This is a genomic window from Alteromonas sp. S005 (assembly GCF_036864475.1).
GTDB lineage: Bacteria > Pseudomonadota > Gammaproteobacteria > Enterobacterales > Alteromonadaceae > Alteromonas.
This window is the reverse complement of sequence record NZ_JAZETN010000012.1, coordinates 1-24,917: the sequence shown is the minus strand read 5'-3', so window position 1 is coordinate 24,917 and position 24,917 is coordinate 1. Positions and strand designations below refer to the sequence as shown.

The window sequence follows — 24,917 nt, the reverse complement described above, 5'->3', positions numbered from 1 at the left end:
AAGCGATACCTTGAGACGAAGAGCGGAAGTTCAACGCTTCAATAGTGGGCGATACGAAGTGGTTTCCCATCGCAGTTAATCAATTGACTTGTATTTAAGACTCTTCTTTAAATACATGTCGTTTCTTTTCGAAGGTGGGTAAAGTGACGCCAAGACTTTGGCTGCAACCAAAGTTGTTAAGTGATTAAGTAGTTCCTCGATAGAGAAGCCAGTAACAAATTTGAACGCTATGCCAAGCTACATACTCAAATAGTCGACTTGTTCTCGCGTAAAGTGATTGTTTGGTCGATGAAGTCACGGATCACAAAGGATATTGTGTTAGATGCATTGTTAATTGCTGTATGGTGACGTAACCCTAAGAAAATGGTGACAGTTCATTCAGACCAAGGTAGCCAATATACAAGCCATGATTGGCAACACTTCCTTAAAGCGAATGATCTTGAAGGCTGCATGAGCCGACGAGGTAACCGTCATGATAATGCAGTAGCTGAGAGCTTCTTCCAGTTTCTAAAGCGTGAACGGATAAAGCGAACGATCTATTCAACAAGAGACGATGCCAGAAGTGATATCTTCGATTAAATAGAGATGTTCTATAACAATCAACGAAAACATGGTTCCAATGATATGCCTTCGCCAGTAGAGTATGAAAAACGACATCAAGAGCGGCGAGGAAGTATCTAGAATATTGGTGTCGATTCAAAAAGCGGACTGAAAGTAGTCAAGAAATATGTAATCAGATATAGCTTTTAAATAGTTTGCCTACTTTACTAATTAATGTAGCATAATCAGTAATATAAAGGTAATTGAGTTTAAGGGGTAGGCGATTTTCATGAATTATATTAGCAAGCTGAGAGGTGCTCGGGTAAGAGAATCTGAGATTCAAGAAAGAGATTTCAACGAAGAAATGGAAAGCGACCGAGGACGGGCTATAAATTCAGCAGCAGTACGTCGCCTTCAGCAAAAAACTCAGGTCTTTCCACTGGAGACCAACGCGGCTGTTCGGAGTCGCCTAACCCATTCCTTAGAAGTGCAGTAGACAGGGCGGATAGAGTTGACTCTTACATATTTAGCTTTTTATGGACATTTCACGCTCTATTTTCAATGATCGCGGCGACAAGCTTGCCTTTAAATTTTTGTAGGAAAGAACATGAATTTTTTCGCAATTTTGGGCTACTCTTTTTTGGCGGTTGTAATTTTGGGACTAATTCTATGGGGGGTACGTTTAAACAATAAGTGCTGAGCGAGGGAGCCCAATACCATTATTTTCTGGCCATAGCGATAGCTTCTTTCGTTTCACCCTGATCAGACATAACATGGATAAGATAATCCAGAGCAACCAGCGTTTTCAATATAGCAGCGAACGTGTTGCCTTTACCATGGCTTCTGCCGAGGCTATTTTTGGTAACTCCAGCTATCGAAAATGGCTGGCAGGAAATCCAGCGAAGAGCGCGTCGTGTTCAGGAATATGCTTCCGAATATTGTCGAGCCTTTCAGCGTCTGAAATATCAGAGTCTTCACTTGCGGTTAGTGTCAGTTCAATTATCTTCATAAATCAGAATATCACTTGCTTTCAGGTTCTTTTTTCATTAGATCAACTTTTCTCTGTCATATCATGACAGATTTGACGGGAGGGTTTGCGACTAACGGTAAAAAGACAAAACTAGATAGTTTCTATATTTCTGAACGTTCTAATTGGAATGTTGAGGTAGGTGGGTGTTAACAAGGTTGGTTGTACGCAGCACTCTATGCAAGTCATTAGCGAATGGGTATTGTCTGCTCAGTTGCTGATCTGATAAGTCTGTTTCGTGAGGTAGAAGGATTGTTATCGATATTTCTATTGGACTGCATGATAAAGGCAGTGAAGCCAGAGTTTGTGATTATGCGGCTTGGGAGCTATTAAAGGCCAGAGGTTCAACTACTTTTCCATCTCCTGTAAGGTCATGTCTTTACACTGAATCGTATACAGAAGCGTGCAATGTCAGCGAGAAGTTGACAGGAAAAAGACCTCATAGCAAATTTATCATATTCTTGACAAGTTCCGCGAGATAGATGATCTGCTTATTGATAACTCAAAGCTACAGGTTGTTGTCGCCGAAGCTCATCCGGAGCTTGGGTTTTTGCATGTTTAACAATGGGACTAATACTATCGAGAAATGAAGCGGGCAGAAGGAATACAATAACGTCTTGGCTGACTTTTAGAGCACCTCGCAATAAGCGAGTCGATATATAAGTAAGCGTTGGAAAAAATCTTTGAAAAGATGTAGTGTGAGAGGATATCGTAGATTCCCTAATTTGTTAATGTATCGCATGACGCTCGTCGAAGAGCTAAAAACAGTACCTTCGAATCCAAGGTATGATGCAAATGTCGTATGTCGGGCAGTTAACGAATTTCAAACCTGAATTTATAAACAGGCTAAGTTCGTCTATTGTTTCAGTCGCGCTTAATGTTTAATGTCTGCTTGGTATATTCTGGTAGTCCAACTTTTAAATCATTTAATTATTCTGTAGTAAAAAACAGCAGGTTACCGATAATCTGATCATGTCGCTTGGTTTTGCCAAGCTTGCTGTGTAGTTCAGCTTTAAAATATTCCCCGAACCGTTGTCTCAAACGCTCTGGTTGTTCGTCACGGAGCTGGTGCAAGTCATTTAGAAAAAACATGCATTTGAGCTCTTGATAGACCAAATTAGAAATCTCATTGGTCATGTAATCGCAAAAAGTAGTTTAACTCAGATAAAGTGAGGGGCTAAAGTCTCGTCATATATTTAGCTAAGTACTACTAGTTTTCAAACAAATTCAAAATAATTACTTTCGCGATCCACTTTTAGAAAGCATATGCTTATTAAATCGACTCAAATACGTATAGTACCTTCGCGAAGGTATGCGATTTCCAAATTTGGAAAAAATAAATTTATATGTACCTTATTAAAACAAAAATTCGTCGATTGAAGACAGATGTTTTCTGTTATAGGAAAGACTAGTGGGAACTTATCTAAGTGATTTTATTAAGATGATTTTTTTAAATTGATCGATCGTAATAATCGTTTCTTGTTTGCTCTGTAAGTGCCGAAAACGGCATTTGAGTGCCAAACGGCATTGGGAGTGCCGAAAACGGCATTGAGTATGCCGAAAACGGTATTGAGTATGCCGAAAACGGTATTGAGTATGCCGAAAACGGCATTGAGAATGCCGAAAACGGTATTGCGAATGCCGAAAACGGCATTGAGTATGCCGAAAACGGTATTGCGAATGCCGAAAACGGTATTGAGTATGCCGAAAACGGCATTGAGAATGCCGAAAACGGTATTGAGAATGCCGAAAACGGTATTGCGAATGCCGAAAACGGCATTGGGAATGCCGAAAACGGCATTGAGAATGCCGAAAACGGCATTGAGAATGCCGAAAACGGCATTTGAGTGCCAAACGGCATTGGGAGTGCCGAAAACGGCATTGGGAGTGCCGAAAACGGCATTGGGAGTGCCGAAAACGGTATTGAGTATGCCGAAAACGGTATTGAGTATGCCGAAAACGGCATTGAGAATGCCGAAAACGGTATTGCGAATGCCGAAAACGGTATTGCGAATGCCGAAAACGGTATTGAGTATGCCGAAAACGGTATTGAGTATGCCGAAAACGGCATTGAGAATGCCGAAAACGGTATTGCGAATGCCGAAAACGGTATTGCGAATGCCGAAAACGGCATTTGAGCTATCATGTGGAGAGCAACCCACGCTCGAAGACCGAACTCTGTTATGTCAGAAGTGTGGTTTGTGTCCGATCTTTTTACAAAAGGTTGGGCTTCTTGACCTTATCTCTGCGCTAGTTACTGTTCTATACGGCGGGGCATATATTTTGCTAGTTGTTGTGCGTTCACAAAAGGATGAGAACTATGACACGTACTTTAACAGCTTTATTTCTGCTATTTGTTTATGCGAACGCGTTGGCTGACATTATCAAGTATGATTATTCACTTAGTTATACTGGCTATGAATATTACGGTGTTAATTATATCAGTGGTACGGACATTGGCACTGAACTGAATGCTTTAACTGCAAATCCATTTGCGGTGTCGTTTACCTATGACGACAGTCGCCCCTACTATTCTTATTGGCTTGATGGCGATAATGGAATTGGCGAGTTTGGTTCGGGTGACGATATTTTAGTGTCACGGTTCGGGCCATCGAGAGGTGATAATTATTACGATCTCACCTCCTTTGATATCACTCCTCTATTCTCATTACTGGATGCCTTGATAGTTGAGTTTCCTGTGATTGAGAGGGTGGATACTTCCAATGATAACGAAGCCTATGTAAATACTCGCACAGGACAAGCTCTCTTTTTCATAACGAAAGACTTTTATAGATTTACAATTGAAGACAATGCACTTAAAGAAGAGGGGCAAATTGTCTTTTATCTAAACGAACTCTCACAATTGGCAATTAACTTCGAAAGCCAACTGGTCTCCAGAACGGTCACCGCAACTGATAATGACGTCGCTGTGCCAGCGCCACAAACCAGTGTCATTTTCGCGCTCGGCGCAATATTGTTATTGCTTAGACGTCGTAGCATTTAAACCTACAAAGAATAGGGCGCTCCTCTGCGATTTACGAGGAGTGAGCCCCGTAATATTCCTCAGATTTCACGTACAAGCGCCTGTTTTTCCACTGCAATCACACCGACTTTCTACTCAACGATTACCACGAAAAACAAGACTACCCATCACTAATTACAGACCACCTTCAAACAGGTATTTCAAAGAAGGCGTCCCTCATCCACCACCGAGGTGCCCCTCATGCCAACTCGCGCGCGCCTTCGGCTGGTTCGGTAGGGCGGGTTTGCAGGGTGGATGCCACTTTGTGTGGTCCGCGGGTGGGTTTTATGGGTGTTTTTATATGAAGGTGGTCTGTAAATATAATACAATAGGGGTTAGGTTCAATTGATAAGAGGATGTGGTGATGGTGAATGACTTTGCGCGCTTTAATGGTTTGCTCACGACTTTGGATGAATTGTATGAGTCGCTTTATAGTGCCATGCGGTTAGCACCTACTGCTTATTTTGCCAATATTGATGACATCACTAAAGAGGACTTTAAAGCGTTCTCTGCCGGTGAGCTAATGCTTGGCCACCGCGATATGTTCAATGTTCAGGCGCAGATGCGTTGTCTTAATGCCTTAAAGTGCTTCCATCGTCCTTCTCATGATATTTCAGGCCGGGTGGCGGGCAAGTACCCTGGCATCCTTTTGCTTGAGAACCATGACGACGTCATTGATACCATTATCGCCATTAACAGTACGAAGACGGCTATCAAACACTGCGTGCAGGATAGAAAGCCTGATGGCTCACACGGGCGCAATCATTTGCAGAAACACGAGTTCTTACATCAACACCGTGGCGCCGAAATTATCTCCTATCAGCTGTATCGGCATATCGATGTCATTAACTGTCGCCCTGATACGGATACCGCGCTTAAAAGTGTGAATTTCTATTGGGCTTACAAGAATGCTGACCAAAGGCTAACGCCTGAGCGCGCTGTGTTGTATCTGTATAACAGCAAGTCTGGTCTCAACGATACACAACTAAACGAGATAAAAGCGCGTATCATGGGCACACAGCACCCCCACCGCTTTTATATACGTAAGACACGCAATGCGTCGGTGAATTTGTCGCTTTATTACGGGGCAGCACAGGGTAAGCCGGTGGTAAATACTATCAACGCCGCACAGCCCGTTATTTTGTGTAATTACGAGGATGTGCCCACTATTCGTCCATTAAGCGCCCATGTGCCGCAAAAACGTAAAGCAAATAGGCAAGGGCATGCGTGGGAGTGCTTGAACGAAGCTATCAACCTCTATACGAGGCCGATTACCGAGGCAGACAAAAGACGTGAAGCTCATTTAGCGAAAATCTAACCTTGTTAGGTTACCGCGATGGGCGAATGTTGTTGCCACATTGCTTTGTTTATACTTTTCACTCCTCTCTGTTTACAAGGTGTTTAAGGTGCTGCCTCAGTTCGGGAAATTCCGTCCTGGCCTCATCTAAATAATCGTCATAATACGGTGTAGCCGGGTATCGCCGACAATTTGCAGCCAATTGCTGTGCTAATAAGCTTTCTAACTCCTGAGGCGTTTTCCCCTTCATCGTCCAGCGTCTCGATTCTTTATACAAGAGGTCACTGTTCTCTTTGATCAAGTTCACCGCCGCCCTAAAAAGTGAAGCACCAGATACTTCACGCACTTCATCACTAGGAAGGAGCAATGAAAAATTAGCGATGGGAGGCACATCATCTTTCAATTCTACTGTAAAGTTATCACTGTATTCGCTATGAAGCGCCAAACCACTTGCAGGACTCTTAATGGGTACTTTCGAGATGATATCGTTAAAGAAGATATCATTAATCAATCCAAACTTTGTCTTTGGACGGCTAATATACACTTCTGCAATGACATCCCCCTTTTTTACCCAGCTGTACTTGTTCGGCTTATAACTTACTGTGTCGGTACCACCAGCGTGGGTGAATACGCTACCTATCAGGCTTGGCATAACAAGCACTTCAGTGCCAAAAGTAACGCCATTAGGTATAACGCCGCTCTCTCGTTTATCTTGCATCACAGAAGGACTCTCCCTCTAATATGTTTTAGACCTGTACCAAGCGTTCAATTACGTAAATCGGCAAACAACGAATTGGCCAAGGAACGGCTACTCACCAAATAGCCATTAGGTTTCGGTGACTCCCATTTATTACATCTGTCACGTCTGCAGGTACTACGACTCACACGTTCATCCACGCAGTACTTCTGTGGCGCTCGCTTTTCAGGAAAGGAAGGTATTTTTTTATAGACAGGGTATTTCTTGTTACCGATGACAACGACGGTGGGCTCATAAGGGAAACCCCAGCTGAATTCTTCAAAAGCATTACAGTGAGGCAAATGGGGGCGGATTTGATAGTCTTATGTATAGAATTGCTGTGTTGTCGTAGACCACCATCCTCTTGCTATCAAAAGCCCTTTGGTATAGTACCGAGGGGTACTATGTAGATATTAGTTCTGACTTTAAGTTTATCTGCCAGGTAGAGTTGTTAGATGGGCTTGCAAAACTTAACAACGCTGCGGTTGTACTTAGTGTTGTGCTTGCACTTGGGCTTACAAATTTTCTTGTTTCTCAAGCTAAGAAATTGATGGAAAATCTACGTCAGATAGATGTTCTCTTGGAGCTCGGTCTCTGTGACCACCATGGAAAGGCTGCTCTAGAATGGATGTATAACAATTTAGACGCAGCCTACAAGATAATGGTTAATTGACGTAGCCGATTGGTAAAAAGCTTCAGTGACAGCACTAATATCGGGTCACCTAGCTGCGATAGTAAACACCCTGCTAATCGGTTTGATTTTTCTGAACAACATTTTATTGGGCAAACTCTTGACACTCCAACAGTATCAACATGGGTTCGTTTTGATAGCAGTTTAGTGACATAGTTGTTAGCTGCTTTTTCCAGGATAGATCTTGGTAGACTCCTGCGCAATCCGTTTTTCGAAAAATAGCATTTTGGCTTTTTATAAACATACACAATGGCACTGATATTTGTGGCGTCACCGTCCGAGCGTGTGGGAAAATTTCAAACGATGCGAATGAAATAGTCCTAAGTGTGATTGGCCACAATGAGTCAATGATGACGACTATTATAGCAGCTGAAACAACACGACAGATGTGCGTTTTCCATCTGGCTCCAGGTGTTTTTCACTGTGAGCAGGTTATCATTCTTTATCCAATAATTGAGGAACTGAAAAATGAGTTTCCCAATTTGGTAGTGAGGCTCTAGGCTTGGTTTTTTCCGAAGGTATTAATCAACTTATTCCGAACTGTTAGATCAATCGTTGATACACACAAGTTAAGCCTATACCGGCAACTGTATTAAGATTAATGATGAAATGTCCAGTTTTATGAAGCAGGTGTTGGAAAGCGCAAACATGACAAATGAGGGGAAGTGGCCGATACATCAGCTTCAGAAAGTGACCACCTGTTTAGAGTCCAGGACGAAGTTTGATTGATTATTTGTGGAATGAAACAACAAATACGGTTAAGTTGTCATCTGAGCTAACCGTTAGTTTAGCTCCGTTCATGTGAAGCAATGAACGAGCGATAGTCAATCCTAAACCAACGCCTTGACCATGATTTTTTCGTGAAGGGTCTGCTCTAAAAAAGCGATCAAAAAGTCTCTGAAGATGGTCGTCAGAGATTTTCGGGCCTGGATTTGAAACGGTAATTTTTGTATGTTCATCGTTGGTAGATACTGCTACCTTAACAATCGCGTTTTCGAAGGAATATCGAATTGCGTTTGATAATAGATTACTCATAGCTTGTCGAAACATGGACCTATCGCAATCAATTGTGGCATCGGCCCCTCGGATGCGAATTTGAATTTGTCTTTCTTCTGCCAGTAGTTCAAAATACTCAACTAATTCTTGAAGCTCTGCTCGGCAATTTAGTCGCTCTAACTGTGGCTTGACGAGTCCATGTTCCGTTTTGGCTAGAAGTAACATGTCACTGACCATCTTGGTCATACGTTCGTATTCTTCCAAATTAGAATATAAAATATCAACATATTCACTTTCAGTGCGCGGTTGATTCAGAATAACCTGCGTTTGAGTTGTCAGGTTTGTGACCGGTGTTCTCAATTCATGCGCAATGTCCGCAGAAAAATATGAAAGTTGCTCAAAGCCAGCTTCGAGTCGTTCAATCATAGCATTAAACGACCCCACTAATCCTGCGAGCTCGACCGGTACCTCTAAAGGATTTAGTCGGATATCGAGCTTGTCAGCAGTAATAGAACCTATTTTTCTACTCAGTTTTCGTAGCGGCGAGTGGCCTCGATACACAGCAAAACGTGCCACTATTATCGTGATCAAACCAGACACGAAAATAATGCCCCATAACGTCTTTTCAAAGTCTTCCATGTAATTCATGTGAAATTCCATGTTTGAGGCTACCACAACACGGTATGTAGACTTATTCTGACCAGTGCTGACGGTCACGAGAGCTTCAGTTGCTCGCAACATATGGGATCCATCAAAAAAAAGTGTCAACATATCAGGCGTTATAAGATCGTTGTCAAACAATTGACCGGGGTATTTGTGCAAGTCAACGCCTTTACTCGAAAATACGGATTCTCCATCTTCATTTTGCACAAGGTAATAGACTCCATGATGACCAGACACTGCTTCAACGAGGATACTCGAAGGTGCCATCTTTTCAGTGTATGCTTCGCTAAGCTTTCGTTTTACAGCATGGAATACCTCATTTAATTCATCAGCATCCTGTTCAGCAAAATGCGTTGCAATTGATTGTTGAACGATTAAGCTGATTATTGTAAGGCACAAAAATACGGTAATGCCAACAAGTATAGTGACTCTAAACGCAAGAGAGTTTGGCCGTTTTAGTTTATTCGTTACTATCATCTACACTCATTTTATAGCCCATCCCCCTGACAGTTTGAATTAGCTTTACAGGAAAGTCATCATCAATTTTTGCACGCAATCTTCGGATAGCGACATCAATGACATTCGTGTCACTGTCAAAATTCATGTCCCATACCTGAGAGGCGATCAAAGAACGGGGCAATACTTCACCTTGACGTCTGACCATTAGTTCAAGCAATGTAAACTCTTTAGTCGTCAGATTGATTACTTTGCCACCGCGCTTCGCAACGCGAGAAGGGATATCAAGCTCCAAATCTGCAATGTGTAACGTGTTGTTAGGGACAGACGTCCCTCTCCTGATCAAGGTGCGCACTCTTGCGAGGAGTTCCGCGAAAGCAAACGGTTTAACCAAATAATCGTCTGCGCCTAACTCAAGTCCTTTGACTCTGTCATTAACGTGATCGCGAGCGGTTAAAAAAAGAACGGGTGTAAATTTACCAGACTCTCTCAATGAAGACAGGATTTTCCAACCTTCTATGTCGGGCAGCATTACATCGAGTACGATTAATTCATAATCACCAATCATCGATTTGTGGTGACCATCCAGGCCAGTCCTTACTAATTCTACAACAAAGCCGGATTCAATTAGCCCTTGTTTGATGTAATCGCCGGTTTTTACTTCGTCTTCGACTACAAGTATTTTCATGGTATGTGAGTAACCTGCTGCATAGCTTTAATTCAATGGAGTAAGCCTGTTGAATACACCGCAATCGTAAAATGCTGTTAGTATACTAATAATAAAACGTATGCCAGCAACCAACAGAGTATTCAATATACTAATGAGCGCACCACATCGTAGCTCGAAGTCGCAAATATTCAACTAAAAATACACTTTCGCTATCAATATCGCTCATAATTACAAAATTGTAATGTCAAGGTAATCTGACTGTCAGGGCCATTTGATATTCTCATTGCCGTAGCTAATCCGTGAAAACGCGTTTCATTAAAGGAGTCAGGTTTAAGTGAAACTTTCATTCGTCAAATACCTCGTTGTTATCGCTTTGTTGAGCGTGCAAGTAAGCGGGTCTTTCGCGAGTGTAGCTGTGCCATGTGCAAGCGATATGGTGCATGAAATAGATAACAGAATCGGTCATCACATGGCCCACTCAACACATGATGTATCAGAGAATTGTTGCAATCAAGATTGCTGTTGTCCCATGGCTGCCTTTCAGCTCGGCATGTTGGCTGGGGCGAATCTCGAAACATCAAAACTGTTGAACACCCCAGTCCTAACCAGACAAGCAAGGCTGCATAAAGTCTTTATCGCTATACATTTACGCCCCCCAAAATACTCTCTCGTGTAATCAGGTTAGTCGATGTAAAGACTAACAGTTACTGCACGTGATGTTTCCATCGTGAAGCGTGCGAAATTCAATATATGTGAGAGTTGTTTATGAAAAAAAATATACCGTTTTGGGCTCTGGTTTCTGTAGTCCTCTTTTTAACGGCGTGCAGTGATGTCCTGCAAGCAAATAATGATGCAAAGTCTGCAACACAGGCCCCGAAAATTACATTGGATGTCTACAAAAGTAGAACATGTAGATGTTGTCAAAAATGGGTACGACATATTGAAGAACATGGTTTTGAAACAGATGTGACAAATGTCGCGCTAATGTCCAGAGTTAAAGATAAACATGGCATCGAACCCCAGTATCGCTCCTGCCATACTGCTCTTTCTCAGGACGGGTTTGTATTTGAGGGGCACATACCCGCAAAATACATCCAACAATTTTTAGAAAACCCTCCTGAAGGGGTTTTAGGGTTGAGCGTTCCAGCCATGCCAATTGGATCGCCGGGCATGGAAGTTGACGAACGATTCCAACCTTACCTTGTATTGCAACTCAATGTAGATGGTTCAGTTACGACCTTTGCTGAAGTCAACACCTATGAGGAGCAATTCTAATGAACCGGTTTTGTCTTTTTGTTTCTATTTGGGGAGCGTTCTCGTTCTCGATGGTCTCTCCCGCTATCGCGAATGAAAAATTAACGCTCAAACGTGCAGTAGAAATAGCGGTAGAAAATGATCCATGGCTCGTTAGCAGTGCACATCGTGAACGTGCCACATTGTCCAGTAGTGTCGTCGCCTCGAGCCTACCAGACCCCGTTGTCAACATCGGTTTAGCAAATGTACCCACTGATGGTTTTGCGTTTGATCAAGAGCCCATGACTCAGCTAAAAGTAGGTGTGTCACAGATGTTTCCTCGTGGTGATTCGTTAGCCATAAGGTCTCGTCAATTGCGGGAGCAAGCAGCAGAGCATCCCCTGATGAGAGCCGACCGAGTGGCCAAAGCACGCGTTCAAGTATCAAACTTATGGTTAGAAATATATCGGGCGCAGCAAAGTGTAAAGCTAATTGATGAAGATAAAGCGTTATTTGAACAGCTCAGCGATATCGCAAAGGCAAATTATTCAACTGCCTTTGGACGCGTAAATCAGCAAGATATCGTTCGTGCAAAGTTGGAATTAACAAGGTTGGAAGACCGACTTACTAAACTACGAGCATTAGAAGAAAGAGCCACAGGGAAGCTTCTAGAGTGGCTAGTTAGAGATCAAAATTATCCAAGTCAATCGGGATTTGATGCCTTTTCTCGATTAACGTTGCCGCATGCCCTACCTGAGATCAAAAACATGGGGCAGAATATGAGAACAATACTTGAGCGCAGAGATCAACAATCGCTTGCAATGGTTCTCAATCAACACCCTTTGATCCTCTCGATAGAGCAAAGAATTCGCGCCAGCCAAACCGGTATTGACCTTGCCAAAGAAAAATACAAGCCACAATGGGGGGTTAACGCTAGTTACGCCTACAGAGACGACACGCCCGACGGTACAAGTCGAGCAGATTTTTTATCGATGGGTGTAAGTTTCGATGTACCTCTTTTTACAGAAAACCGCCAAGACCAAGAGGTTTCGGCTGCCGTAAGCCTATCTGAAGCCATTAAAACCGACAAGCGCTTAGTCCTCAGAGAAATGATGTCATACATCCAGTCTTTATATGCGGAAAATGAGCGATTAATGGAGCGACAAGCGCTGTACGAACTCGAATTGTTAGAGCAAATGCAAGAGCAAGCTGAGGCATCGCTCAATGCTTATACCAACGACGAAGGAGACTTTGCTGAGGTAGTGCGTGCTCGTATTGCGGATCTTAATGCCAGAATTGACGCACTGGATATCAGTGTGGATTTGGTCAAAACAAAAATTCAACTCAACTATTACTTTGATACCAACGCAGGTATTCCTTTGTCTCAAATCGGAGAACAACAATGAGCACAATTAAAGCACTCGTCATAGGCGGGGTAGCAGGCGGTATTATGACTGCGTTGGCATTCACGTTTCTGATACCATCTTCATCATCCACCGCGAATAATGAGCAAAACGAAGAGAAGCAACCGTTGTATTGGGTTGCGCCGATGGACCCAAATTACCGCAGAGACGAACCAGGAAAGTCTCCGATGGGCATGGATCTCATTCCTGTCTACGAAGAAAGTTCAAGTGGTGATGCGGGCTCAGGAACAATTACTATAGCGCCAAATGTGGAGAACAACCTTGGTGTTCGAACTGCGAAAGTGCAGCGCCGCGCGCTGCATGTCCCTATTAGAACTGTCGGGTACGTTCAATACAACGAAGAAACATTAATCCATGTGCATCCTCGCGTTGAAGGCTGGATAGAAACACTGCATGTAAAAGCATCAGGAGAATATGTTAAAAAAGGGGAACCACTTTACTCTCTATACTCGCCTGAGTTAGTGAATGCACAAGAAGAATTGCTGCTTGCTATGCGCAGAAACAACAAAGATCTGATCGTAGCTGCTCGTTCTCGCTTAAATGCATTGCAAGTGCCTGAAGACGTCGTGGAGACGTTAACAAAAACAAAAAATGTTCAGCAAACCGTTACCTTTTCCGCACCCCAAACCGGATTCGTAGATAATTTAAACATTCGAGAAGGTTTTTTTATAAAACCTGGCGTTACAGTCATGTCGATTGGTGCATTGGATGAGGTTTGGGTTGATGCAGAGGTATTTGAGCGACAAACCGCCCAAATAGTGGAAGGGCTGCCTGTTACTATGACATTAGATTTCCTCCCCGGAAAGACGTGGCAAGGCGTTGTAGACTACGTCTACCCAACCCTTGAACAGAGTACCCGCACACTGCGTGTGCGTCTTCGCTTTGCTAATCAAGATTATACGTTAAAGCCGAACATGTTCGCTCAAGTGACTATCCACTCTGATATGGATTCGACCAACTTGATCGTGCCAACCGAAGCGGTTATTCGAACAGGCAATCAAAATCGCGTTGTATTGGCATTGGGAGATGGAAAATTTAAATCAGTTGCAATCAAAATTGGGCGAGTGGTTGACGAGTTTACAGAAGTACTTGAAGGACTGATCGATGGTGACAGCATTGTCACCTCCGCTCAATTTATGCTTGATTCAGAGAGCAGTATTAGCTCTGACTTTAAGCGAATGGAACCCCCTGAAGAAAGTCCAACATCGGTCTTCACAGAGGTGATGATCACAGACGTGATGCCTTCTCACAACATGATAACTGCAAAACATGGTCCAATTCCAGAATGGGATTGGCCGTCGATGACCATGGATTTTGTGGTAGCGGAGCATATCAATTTAGCAACGGTCAAAGGTGGTTCATCGGCACATATCGAGATCAGCAAGCAAACTGATGGTCAATATGTGGTGACAACCGTGCACATTATCGATTCAGCACAAAGTACACAGGCGACTATGTCTGAAAGCGTTTGGACTGAAGTCAAGATTAATTCTGTAATGGATGGGCATCGAATGATAAATGTCGATCATCCCGCTATAAAAGAGTGGGATTGGCCCGCGATGACGATGGATTTTAACGTGGCAGATAACATTACCTTGTCTGATTTGGCCTCTGGAACGCTTGCGCATATTGAAATTTCAAAATCCTCAAGTGGCGAATATCTTGTTTCTACCATTCATGTTGTTGAAGAGGCAAGTAGTGAAACAAGTACCGCTGTCGACGCTGTGTGGACTCAAGCAACGGTCAATGCAGTGATGAGTGCTAGCAACCAGTTAAGCCTTGAACATGACCCTATTGAGGCGTGGGATTGGCCTGCAATGACAATGGATTTCAACGTCGCTAATGAGATTGATTTATCTGACATTACCGCTGGTATGCGACTGCACATCGAAATTACCAAAACCCAAGACGGTGCGTACGTTATTACCACATTACATATACAAGCATCTGATAAAGGAACGATGGATCACAGCCAACATGAAGGAGCGCACGAATGATAGAAGCAATCATACGTTGGTCGGTCTCAAACCGCTTCTTTGTTTTACTCGCAACCATCATCATAGTCGGTGGCGGTTTAGTTACAATGAAAAATACGCCAGTAGACGCGATCCCAGATTTATCCGATGTCCAAGTGATAATCAAAACGAGTTATCCTGGTCAAGCGCCACAAGTTGTAGAAGATCAGGTAACGTACCCGCTAACGACCGCCATGCTTTCCGTACCGGGTGCACAAACGGTTCGAGGTTATTCGTTTTTCGGTGACTCCTACGTTTATATCATTTTTGATGATGATACCGACTTATATTGGGCAAGAAGCAGGGTGCTTGAATATTTATCGCAAGTTGCCCCCAATCTACCTGAAAACGCCAGGCCGCAATTAGGTCCAGATGCCACAGGCGTTGGTTGGGTTTATCTGTATGCATTGGTCGACAGAACCGGCCAACACGATATTTCTCAATTACGCAGTTTGCAAGACTGGTTCTTGAAATTTGAGCTCCAAACTGTGCCTGGCGTGTCCGAAGTCTCGGCGCTAGGGGGTATGGTGAAACAGTATCAAGTGAAAGTAGATCCTGAAAAACTCCGCGCTTACGGTATACCGCTTTCTCATATTCAGATGGCAATAAAGCGAGGGAATCAAGAAGTTGGGGCCTCTGTAGTGGAGCTTGCAGAAGCTGAGTACATGGTTCGTGCTACGGGGTATATTTCTGATAAGAAGGATATCGAAACTATTCCTCTTGGCGTCAATGACAATGGCACACCGCTTTTAATAAGGGATATTGCCACTGTAGATATCGGTCCACAAATGCGCCGCGGTATAGCAGAGCTAAACGGCGAAGGGGAAACAGTCGGCGGTATTGTCGTGATGCGTTTTGGCGAGAATGCTCAAAAAACGATAGATGGCGTCAAAGCAAAACTAGAGGACTTAAAAAAAGGACTACCTGATGGCGTTGAGGTGGTCACTGTTTATGACCGTTCCGCATTAATTGAAAGGGCCGTTGATAACCTAGCTTCAAAACTATTAGAAGAGTTTATCGTAGTCGCTTTGGTATGTGTCGCCTTTCTTTTTCATGTTCGGTCGTCACTCGTCGCTATCATCAGTATTCCTGTTGGGATCATTACCGCGCTAATCGTTATGTATATGCAAGGTATCAATGCCAATATCATGTCGTTGGGCGGCATTGCTATTGCCATTGGCGCCATGAGTGATGGTGCGATCGTTATGATTGAAAATATGCACAAACACATGGAAAAGACGCCTCTTACCAAGGAAAATCGCTGGCAGGTTGTTATCGATTCTGCGGTCGAAGTTGGACCTGCGTTATTTTTCAGTTTGTTGATCATTACGGTTAGTTTTGTACCTGTTTTTACGCTTGAGGCCCAGGAAGGGAGGATGTTTTCCCCTCTTGCTTATACGAAAACATATGCAATGGCTGCATCAGCGGCACTTGCGATTACACTGGTCCCAGTCTTAATGGGGTATTTTGTACGTGGAAAGGTGTTGCCTGAACACAAAAACCCAGTCAACAAGTTTTTAACGTTTTTATACATACCGACGCTCAAGACAGTTTTGCGCTTTCCAAAGTCAACGATGGTCGCAGCATTGATTGTCTTGGCTATCGGGCTTTGGCCAATTGATAAAATTGGTAGTGAATTTATTCCCCCGCTTGACGAAGGCGATTTGATGTATATGCCAACCACCTATGCCGGCATATCAATCGGGAAGGCACGAGAGCTTCTTCAACAGACCAACAAATTAATAAAAACCGTGCCAGAAGTAGAAACGGTATTTGGCAAAGTAGGGCGGGCGGATACGGCGACGGACCCCGCGCCACTGACCATGATTGAGACATTCATTCAATTGAAACCCAAAGAACAATGGCGAGAAGGGATGACCACGCAGGACCTTATTAAAGAGTTTGATGCAGTGGTCAATTTACCGGGCTTAACCAACGCATGGGTGATGCCAATAAAAACCCGAATTGACATGCTTGCCACAGGAATTAAAACCCCTGTTGGGATTAAAATTGGTGGTCCCGATCTAATGGAAATTCAAAAAATCGGCCAACAAATTGAGTCAATATTAACTGACGTCGATGGCACGGCTTCAGTGTATTCTGAACGCGTCGCTGGCGGTCGCTACTTGAAAGTCGACATTGATCGCGAAAAAGCCGCCCGATATGGGCTCAATATCGCTGATGTTCAGCAAATTGTCTCTAGTGCAATTGGCGGTGTTAACGTAACACAGAGTGTAGAAGGGCTGGAGCGCTATCCAGTAAATATTCGTTATCCGCAGTCATACCGAAGCTCTCCAGAGTCGCTTTCTTTGTTACCTGTAGTGACACCACAAGGAAAACGTATAGCCTTAGCTGATGTTGCTGACGTCTACATCGAAGACGGACCACCGGGTATCAAGAGTGAAAACGCGCGGCTCAATGGATGGGTGTATGTTGACATCGATGGTGTAGACATAGGCACGTATGTGGCTACCGCGCAGCAAGTTGTTGCTGAACAACTCGTTTTACCCGCCGGCTATTCAATTAATTGGTCTGGCCAATACGAGTATATGTTAAGGGCAAAGGAGAAGCTCACTTACGTTGTGCCTTTGACGCTCGCTATAATCGTTATTCTATTGTACCTCAACTTCCGAAACTTCATTGAAGTGGCGATTATTATGGGGACGTTGCCATTGTCGATGGTTGGCAGCATATGGCTTATGTACATCGAAGGCTTTAATTTCTCCGTGGCCGTAGGCGTAGGTTTCATTGCCTTGGCCGGTGTCGCTGTAGAAATAGGAGTCATTATGCTTGTATATCTCAATCATGAATATCAGGCACTGATGGATAGATGCAAAGAAGGGGGTACCTTACCGAGCGCCGAGATGTTGACCGAGGCAGTACTGCACGGTGCAGGATTGCGTGTTCGTCCCGTCATGATGACAACGGCCACTATCATCTTTGGATTGCTGCCGGTTTTATATGGCTCTGGTACGGGTTCCGAAGTCATGAGTCGGATTGCCGCGCCGATGGTGGGAGGAATGGTTAGTGCGATTATTCTGACACTACTCATATTGCCTGCCATTTATTTAATATGGCGCAAACAACAGCTTAAATACTTGGCTGTCGTTGCGTAATGAAAGGACCTGTTCGCCGTTCACATCGTTGGCTTATGCTGCTAGTCGGCGGGCAGGTGTTGTTTTGGTCGTTAAGCGGCCTTTACATGGTCTGGTTTGATATCTACTACATTCAGGGTGAACATTTTTTTACCTGGGCCCAGCGCGATGATGAAAGACGTCACAGGCTTGCTGATCGACAATACCATTGACCCAAATGCCATCAATATTGAAGCATTTGTGTCATCTATAACCCATCAAGTCTAAGGAGACTTCAAATGAAACTAATCTTTTCAATGCTCATGATAGCCTTAAGTTTTTCAACTTTTGCTCACACAACACTCAAGACATCTACGCCTAAGGATAATGCAATGTTGATGTCATCTCCACCTGAACTATCATTGGTTTTTACCAAGCCTGTAAGGTTGGCTAGAGTCACATTGCAATCGAAAAGTGGGGAAACCATTCCGTTTGAGTTTAAGCCAAGTACGGAACTCGCTAGTGCCTTTAGTTACGAATTACCCGGATTACCAGTAGATACATACACTGTCAATTGGATGTTGCTAGGTCAGGACGGTCACAAAATGGAAGGGGCTTTTAGTTTTATGGTGCATGCTTCAATGATGAAACATAACGACAAAAAGCACGACAGCACGCACGGCAACCATTAGAGGACGCTATGGACATTTGGCAGTTGGGGTTGTTGATTTCAAAGTTTGGTGTTTATCTCGGCGTATCAGCGCTGCTTGGTGGTGGTTGGATTTTGTGCATTACCAATACTGATACTGACACCAAATTTACTCTACCCGCAAGCTTACAAACAACGGTAACAAGGCACATGCGTTTGTTTGCGGTCATTGGCATCATTTTTAGTGCTTTTGACTTTTTGTTTCAGGTTGGGCAGCTCGCTCAATCTGGATACGCTGGTATGTTTGACCCCGTTATGCGAGAGATGGTCGCGCATTCAACGCTCGGAGATGTTGCAAAAAGTCGACTAGTGCTGTTCGCAAGTGCGCTACTATATTTAACCTATTTAGGTCATTCAATTAGAAAAACCGCCATTATTTCAAGTCTCTCTCTTGGAATTTTCATTGTTATTGCGTTGGCAGGATTTGGGTATACATTTACGTTAACTGGGCATACTCAACAGTTACAACCTAGTTTAAAATTTATCCTGGCTGCTCATGCCGTTATTGCGCTCGCGTGGGTGGGTTCACTCTGGCCTCTTTCAAGGACGTGCGTAGAGCTTTCTACCCCCAATTTGCACCATGTCATGACAAAATTTGGGAAATCGGCGATGTACCCCATTGGGGGGCTAATTATTGCTGGTTTACTACTGGCTTGGCAACTTGTGCGTTCTGTTAGCAGTTTGCTCGACACAAACTACGGCTTTGTATTGCTTGTTAAGCTGTTGTTTGTTGGTGCTATCTTTCTAATCGCGTTGTTACACAAACTGCGATTGGTTCCTCAGCTTTTAACCGGCATAACCAGTCCTCGAACGCTTCAAAAATCAATCCAAATCGAACTTTGTATAGGGATATCTATTTTAATGGTGACGGTGGTGTTAAGTACCGCCGTAGGCCCCAATTATTGAAGAAACACAAAATGAAAAAAATCTACTTGTTGTCAATCATACTCTTTCCTTTGCTGTTAACTAACTGTGTTAATGCTCATGATAAAACGCATAACGACACCAGTAATAGTCCTATGTTCTCAGGGCTAGACTCCGACGCAGGAATAATAGCAAAACAATTCCACAAAGCACTCTCCGAGGCTAATGCAGAGACAGTCATGAGCTTACTTGCCGATGATGTCCTTATTTTGGAAGGTGGCAGAATTGAGCGCAGTGCCGACGAATATCGTGCACATCATTTGCAAGCAGACATGCAATTTTCATCTGCCGTAACCACGAAGACGATTGAGCATCATGTTCGTGTGCATGGTAATACAGCTGTCTCCATTTCAAGAAGTCACACTTCTGGAAACTATAAAGGTCGAGATATTGATAGGACAGGCAATGAAACGCTCTTTTTAACGCTGATCAATGGACAGTGGAAAATCAGTCATATTCATTGGTCTCACTAACTCCCCACCAAATTAAAATAAAAAGGTCAAAACGATGAAACTTTTCTATGCAAGCTGCGTTGTTATTTTTTTAGCCACATCACCATACATTTATGCGTCTGAGCAAACGAACGACGAAACCGAGATACTAGAAATGATCCAAGATATTGAAAAGGGGTGGGAGTCTGGTAACGGTATGCCGTTCTATCAACATTATCTTGGCCAGGTAGGTGCGCGTTACATTGAGTCAGGCGGTCAGAATAAAGGGTTAGAGGATTTGGTCAAAAATCATGTAGAGCCGGAAAAAGAGGTATTGAAACGATTGACCATTGATATTCTAGATATCGAAACAAACGTTGAAGGAGACTTCGCTTGGGCAGTTACGACAGTAAATGTTTCAGGAGAAGTACGCAAAACCGGCGCAGTTTTTGATAAAAAAGGATTTCAAACCTATTTGTTTCGCCGAACTGATGAAGGATGGAAGGTCATTCATTCGCATTCATCTACCCGTGATAATAAGCCACATAAGCACCGTTAACAACGTTGAATTCCGTGCAAAATCGCAATATCACATTGGATGCAATACGAACGTTAGCCATTGTGTTGATGGTTGTGTTCCATTTTGCTTACGACCTTCGTTTCTTTGGTTGGGTTGATTGGAATGTCCCCAATGGAAAAGGGTGGAGGGAGTTTCGGTATGTAATATTGACGCTCTTCTTCGTGAGTGTAGGCGCGTCGCTCGTGCTCGGGAATTATCGAAAATTTAGTCTAAAAATGTTTTTACTGCGGCTGTTTTCCATAGCGTTCTGGGCCGCGGTAATATCGCTTTTTACGTATTATTTTTTTAATGCAAACTGGATATTCTTTGGCGTATTGCATTTTATTGCTGTAGCGAGTGTTTTGTGTGTTCCGTTGATTAGAAAACCCATATTGTCGCTGTTGTTGGGTTTTGTTGCGGTCACGTTGTTTAACATTGGCCTAGTATCCAGTAAATGGCCATTTAATCTGATCAGTTTGTCACTACCTCATTCTCCAAACGATTACGTTGCGATTTTTCCATGGATAGGTGTTGTATTGTTTGGTATTGCGATAGGGCACGTTTTGAAAAGCGGATTTGATCCGTTTGCAAAATGGAATATCCCGAATAACTTGACTCTTCTCGGACGGCATAGTTTAGCGGTTTACATATTGCATCAACCTATCTTTTTTGCGCTGTTTGGTACTATCTATTGGTTTAGCTCATCGGTGTAACTATGCACCTTTTACTTTGCCATAAATCACCTTCAGTAATTAATATCCGCTATGCTGCCGCAGACATAAAATTACGATGAGATATGCACATTATGAGGGAAGGTAGAGTCAAGGCAGCAGAGTAATGCTTGATAAACGCATATGCGCTTGCGCGCAAATGCGTGTGTCGATACACTCTCGATATCAACGCTAATGTGTTTACAGCAACGCAAGATTAATTCGGAGAAGATTGTGCTTTTAGTGCCAACAAACCCAGACTACCGTTAATACTCAAACAGTTTTGGTCGTTCTTCTTTGAAGTTGGTGTATTTTGACCACAAAGAGTTGCATTCTCTTGACTCTATTACGTCAGTTATTTGTCTTACAGTAGCCATATCGTTTTCTACCAGCAATGCAGACACTTGTGATAATATTTCGGCTTTAGCGGGTTTTTCTTCAAAAATTTCGTGAAGTTTCAAACATCCCCTGATAAAAACCAAGCTGTCTACCATGCAGATTACGCGAAAAATGAAACGCGGTAACCGCTCTGGTGTTTTGTATTCGCTTCGTTCTTCGTTTAACCAAAAGAGTAAATTCTGCTCAAAAGCTACAAGGTTTTCATTGATCCGTTGTGTCGCATCGACATTCAATATACCAAACCGCGACATTTCAGCCTCATAAAATGCAAGATCTAGTAATGCTTCGTAATACAGCATTTTAGCATCTTCTAGCTTGTTTTTGACTTTTTCAAACCGTGAAATTGCGTGCTCTTGAATTGAAATCACTTCTCTTAATATGCTTGGATCACACCGAACCGTTGCTGTTTCATCAATTGAAGTAAGCGTTAAGTCGTTAAAAAAACGATCGTAACCATCTTCCATTAAGAACCGGCGAAGATATATGGAGACCGCTAGATTTTTAAATATCAGCCCATTTTGTGTTTCTGTTTCTCCCATTAGATTTTCAAATGCTGTCTCTGCATATTGAACCTTGTCTAAATTTAATTGCTCAAGACGCCTTACTTCTTCCTTATGGTCTTGAGTGAGGCGAACAATATCGTTTTCGTGCCTCTCAGTCAGTGAATTAATTTGCCGCTGCGTGTTCATTTGTAGTTCTATCAGTTCACGATCCGTTGCTTCTCTCAAGGCAACTAAGTCGCTTTCAGCTTCATCTTTAACTGCCTTCGTTCGCGAACTTTGAACATGGTTCATCCAAGAAGCGAGTAGTGTTTCAGATTTAGTCGATTTATGCAGTTGATTTAAATGGGGTTGCAATTACATTCGAATGTCTTACATGTTGAGAACCTGCAAAGACCGCTTTACCTGCTCTAACTCTTGAGCACTCAACTCACGTAACTCTGCGTCAGAAGCCTCTGAAATTTTCTTATTTGCGTCATCAATTTGTTGCTCAATCCGAGCCAGTCGCCTGTTGACTTCTGAACTCGAAAGGGTGGCATTTTCCAGCAAAATCAAGTCACGATTAATTTCATCAATTTGTGCTTTAAGACCAGTTAATCCTCTGTAAAAATCGCCATGCTCACGATCATTTGGATGTGCGAGCGATGATGACATCACAAGAAACAAACATATCCATCTTTTCATAAACTATTTCCTTGTTACAAGTAACCACAATGCCAATTCAATATGGGTAGAACATACGTTCACAATATCGAAATCGTCACAGCAATGACTAAAAGTTTTTTAGTCAGGGCGCAGAAGAGAGCTCATAAACAGACCAGTAGGATCGTATTGTTGTTTTAATAATTTCAAACGAGCTGTGTGTTGGCCGTAGTAAAGAGCAAGTGGCGACCCATTCCCCATGTCATAATTTTGGTAAGAATGACCATTAAAAAACGGTAATAGCAAATCGAAAGATTTATTCACCCAATCGATAACTTCAGTATCGTCACATTCAGCTTGAGTGATCCCTGTGATACTACAGACGAAAGAAGCGTTGCGGTGAATAAATGCCGAATCGTCAGCGTTTACATCCTGAATAGCGCCACAAAGCGGGTCTAGCATAAATCCACCTGAATTTACCGGACAAGCTCGGTAACACGATAAAAGTGTTTCAATGAATTCGTCTGATAGCTCGCCTTCAATTATGCCATTTCGCCAATACAAACTCAGATCACTATCGTAGTCATTGGATTGGCATTCAACGTATTGCGACCGCCTACTTAACAATTTGGCACCGTCTTGCCATTTGGCTACAGAATCCAAACCCTGCACCGAGTCCTCACTAAACCCCATTATCGAAATTCGAGCTTTATCTTCCATCGATCGCGAGAGATATGCATATAGAAAAACCGATCTGTTATCACTGAGCACTGTTTTGCTATATTGCCTAAGAATAGATCGTGCGTGACATAATGGCCACTCGAGTATTCGGCCATCAATATTTTGGGGGGCATCGTGTAATTTAAACGTGACATCGGTCACAACGCCAAATTGACCATGGCCACACCCTTTTAATGCCCAAAACAAATCCGGATGTTGGGATTCGGTCACTTGTCTTACTTTACCGTCAGCAGTTATCAATCCAAACGCGAGCACATTGTCGCAACTCAAACCAAGCTTTCTGGACAAAAAACCGATCCCCCCTCCCAATGTTGCGCCGACAACACCAACATCGGGACAGGTACCCAAAGGAACTACTTTGTTGTGTTGCGCTAGAAAATGGTCCAATTCACTATTTTTGACGCCTGCGCCGACGTTTACTGAGCTCTTATCAACATTCAGTACAGTTGTTTTAAACATCGACATATCAATTACAATTGCATTGTTAAGGACCGACATGCCACTTACACCATGCCCTTGACCCTTAATTGTAATAGATAAGCGCAACTGCTTTGCACATCTGACAATGTGTATAATATCGGTCTTTGTTTTAGGTTGAATAATTACTAACGGAAAACGCGAAACACCTTGATTGAATACTTTCCTGTTTTCTTCATATTCTGCACTACCCGGTGACCAGAATGCGCCGTCAACAAGACTTGCCAGTTCTACCAAACTTGTTTCAGTAGCCCGCGTGATTGAATCTGTTTTTGTCTGTTTTGCAGGTGAAACTTCAACAATACTCTCTAGTAAATTCCAACTACGACTACCAAAAGTGTTTGGCGTGATATCGCTCAGCAATTGTCGCAGATATTGTGCAACTAATCGGGGAGGTAAAAGCTTGTTTGCTGAATACATACTGCGCATTAACTCCGATGCAGGCAACGCGTGATTTGAAGCTTGCCTTATCGTTTCCTGCATTTTGGTGTCGACGTTTCCAGGAGCCACAGTTGTAAAAACAGCAATATCGTTATCGACTTCAAGTTGAAAACACTGGCACAGCATATTTAATGATGCTTTGCTCACACAATAAGCTGAGGCGCCAGCAACGGGTTGTACTGGCAAATCACTGGTTAAAAACATCACGCGGCTATGACTAAATTTTTTTAAGCATATCTGCGTTAAAAGGCGAGGTACTTCGACATTTATCCATTGGGTTGCCTCCCACTCATCAGGGGCGACGTTGCTAATATCTCCAAATGGCATGACAACACCTGCGCAATGGATCAGGTAGCTAAAGTGAGTATGCTGATTGACAACGTTTTGAAGGCTTTTAATACAATCCCTATTAGTGAAATCGATACACTCGATTCTGACCCTATCCCCATAAGACCTTTTAAGCTGTTGTAAAGTTTCTGGATTTCTACAAAGTGCTACGATCTGGATAAAAGGGTAGGAGAGTAGAAGCTCTTTTGTAAG

The 24,917-nt window shown here is 43.1% G+C and carries 20 protein-coding genes and 2 pseudogenes; 14 read left to right on the top strand and 8 right to left on the bottom strand.

Translation table 11 applies throughout. The annotated features are described in order from the left end of the window. Positions 1–249: 249 nt before the first annotated feature. Together V7R55_RS13775 and V7R55_RS13770 are read left to right on the top strand one after the other, a co-directional pair. Positions 250–681, top strand: a pseudogene (locus V7R55_RS13775) (IS3 family transposase); the annotation flags it as partial. A gap of 148 nt (positions 682–829) precedes the next feature. Next, positions 830–1,033, top strand: a pseudogene (locus V7R55_RS13770) (dGTPase); the annotation flags it as partial. Between the two features lie 378 nt (positions 1,034–1,411). Here V7R55_RS13770 and V7R55_RS13765 read toward each other — a convergent pair. After that, on the bottom strand, positions 1,412–1,549 hold the full coding sequence (locus V7R55_RS13765; protein ID WP_334059953.1) for a hypothetical protein: 138 nt from the start codon (positions 1,547–1,549) through the stop codon (positions 1,412–1,414). Positions 1,550–1,818: 269 nt separating this feature from the next. Between V7R55_RS13765 and V7R55_RS19525 the strand changes: the two genes are divergently transcribed. Further along, positions 1,819–2,049 (top strand): DUF429 domain-containing protein, encoded by a 231-nt coding sequence (locus tag V7R55_RS19525; RefSeq protein ID WP_438823597.1) that lies wholly within the window; start codon positions 1,819–1,821, stop codon positions 2,047–2,049. Between the two features lie 954 nt (positions 2,050–3,003). Here the strand turns inward: V7R55_RS19525 and V7R55_RS19520 are convergent. Further along, positions 3,004–3,729, bottom strand: coding sequence for a hypothetical protein (locus V7R55_RS19520; protein WP_438823595.1), 726 nt, complete (start codon positions 3,727–3,729; stop codon positions 3,004–3,006). A gap of 158 nt (positions 3,730–3,887) precedes the next feature. Between V7R55_RS19520 and V7R55_RS13750 the strand changes: the two genes are divergently transcribed. Together V7R55_RS13750 and V7R55_RS13745 are read left to right on the top strand one after the other, a co-directional pair. Continuing rightward, positions 3,888–4,571, top strand: a complete 684-nt coding sequence (locus tag V7R55_RS13750) for a hypothetical protein (RefSeq protein ID WP_334059950.1) — start codon at positions 3,888–3,890, stop codon at positions 4,569–4,571. A gap of 382 nt (positions 4,572–4,953) precedes the next feature. Then, a complete protein-coding gene (locus tag V7R55_RS13745; RefSeq protein WP_334059949.1) occupies positions 4,954–5,907 on the top strand; it encodes a DNA replication terminus site-binding protein in 954 nt (317 codons plus the stop codon). Between the two features lie 58 nt (positions 5,908–5,965). Here V7R55_RS13745 and V7R55_RS13740 read toward each other — a convergent pair whose 3' ends face one another. The 3 genes from V7R55_RS13740 to V7R55_RS13730 form a co-directional block, all read right to left on the bottom strand. Continuing rightward, on the bottom strand, positions 5,966–6,607 hold the full coding sequence (locus tag V7R55_RS13740; protein ID WP_334059948.1) for a hypothetical protein: 642 nt from the start codon (positions 6,605–6,607) through the stop codon (positions 5,966–5,968). A 1,435-nt stretch (positions 6,608–8,042) separates the two neighbouring features. Next, complete coding sequence (locus V7R55_RS13735; RefSeq protein ID WP_334059947.1) at positions 8,043–9,449, bottom strand: heavy metal sensor histidine kinase; 1,407 nt, start codon at positions 9,447–9,449, stop codon at positions 8,043–8,045. After that, the gene (locus tag V7R55_RS13730) at positions 9,433–10,116 is read right to left on the bottom strand and encodes a heavy metal response regulator transcription factor (protein ID WP_012516830.1); all 684 of its coding nucleotides are present in this window, start codon (positions 10,114–10,116) and stop codon (positions 9,433–9,435) included. The genes V7R55_RS13735 and V7R55_RS13730 overlap by 17 nt, the downstream gene beginning before the upstream one ends. A 747-nt stretch (positions 10,117–10,863) precedes the next feature. Here V7R55_RS13730 and V7R55_RS13725 point away from each other — a divergent pair. From V7R55_RS13725 to V7R55_RS13685, 9 genes are all read left to right on the top strand, one after another. Beyond that, positions 10,864–11,373, top strand: coding sequence for a DUF411 domain-containing protein (locus tag V7R55_RS13725; RefSeq protein ID WP_049587499.1), 510 nt, complete (start codon positions 10,864–10,866; stop codon positions 11,371–11,373). Beyond that, positions 11,373–12,737, top strand: coding sequence for a TolC family protein (locus V7R55_RS13720; protein WP_014996986.1), 1,365 nt, complete (start codon positions 11,373–11,375; stop codon positions 12,735–12,737). The genes V7R55_RS13725 and V7R55_RS13720 overlap by 1 nt, the downstream gene beginning before the upstream one ends. Next, positions 12,734–14,752: an efflux RND transporter periplasmic adaptor subunit gene (locus V7R55_RS13715; RefSeq protein WP_334059946.1), complete on the top strand. Its 2,019-nt coding sequence runs from the start codon at positions 12,734–12,736 to the stop codon at positions 14,750–14,752. Before V7R55_RS13720 ends, V7R55_RS13715 begins: the two co-directional genes overlap by 4 nt. Beyond that, positions 14,749–17,886 (top strand): efflux RND transporter permease subunit, encoded by a 3,138-nt coding sequence (locus tag V7R55_RS13710; protein WP_168463059.1) that lies wholly within the window; start codon positions 14,749–14,751, stop codon positions 17,884–17,886. The genes V7R55_RS13715 and V7R55_RS13710 overlap by 4 nt, the downstream gene beginning before the upstream one ends. Before the next feature lie 257 nt (positions 17,887–18,143). Next, positions 18,144–18,536, top strand: coding sequence for a copper resistance CopC family protein (locus V7R55_RS13705; RefSeq protein WP_156079163.1), 393 nt, complete (start codon positions 18,144–18,146; stop codon positions 18,534–18,536). A gap of 8 nt (positions 18,537–18,544) precedes the next feature. Then, positions 18,545–19,459 (top strand): copper resistance D family protein, encoded by a 915-nt coding sequence (locus V7R55_RS13700; RefSeq protein WP_168533842.1) that lies wholly within the window; start codon positions 18,545–18,547, stop codon positions 19,457–19,459. A gap of 29 nt (positions 19,460–19,488) precedes the next feature. Continuing rightward, positions 19,489–19,950 (top strand): YybH family protein, encoded by a 462-nt coding sequence (locus V7R55_RS13695; RefSeq protein ID WP_242514749.1) that lies wholly within the window; start codon positions 19,489–19,491, stop codon positions 19,948–19,950. Positions 19,951–19,984: 34 nt separating this feature from the next. Next, complete coding sequence (locus V7R55_RS13690; RefSeq protein WP_012516840.1) at positions 19,985–20,467, top strand: YybH family protein; 483 nt, start codon at positions 19,985–19,987, stop codon at positions 20,465–20,467. 14 nt (positions 20,468–20,481) lie between these two features. Continuing rightward, positions 20,482–21,180 (top strand): heparan-alpha-glucosaminide N-acetyltransferase, encoded by a 699-nt coding sequence (locus V7R55_RS13685; protein WP_014996994.1) that lies wholly within the window; start codon positions 20,482–20,484, stop codon positions 21,178–21,180. A 263-nt stretch (positions 21,181–21,443) separates the two neighbouring features. On the opposite strand, the gene V7R55_RS13680 is transcribed toward V7R55_RS13685, so the two are convergent. The 3 genes from V7R55_RS13680 to V7R55_RS13670 all read right to left on the bottom strand — a co-directional run. Beyond that, entirely contained in the window at positions 21,444–22,433 is a 990-nt protein-coding gene (locus tag V7R55_RS13680) for a hypothetical protein (RefSeq protein WP_334059945.1), read from the bottom strand. Positions 22,434–22,448: 15 nt separating this feature from the next. Continuing rightward, the gene (locus V7R55_RS13675; protein WP_012516843.1) at positions 22,449–22,760 is read right to left on the bottom strand and encodes a hypothetical protein; all 312 of its coding nucleotides are present in this window, start codon (positions 22,758–22,760) and stop codon (positions 22,449–22,451) included. A 99-nt stretch (positions 22,761–22,859) separates the two neighbouring features. Further along, positions 22,860–24,917: SDR family NAD(P)-dependent oxidoreductase (locus tag V7R55_RS13670; protein ID WP_334059944.1), on the bottom strand; the 2,058-nt coding region annotated here is incomplete at its 5' end.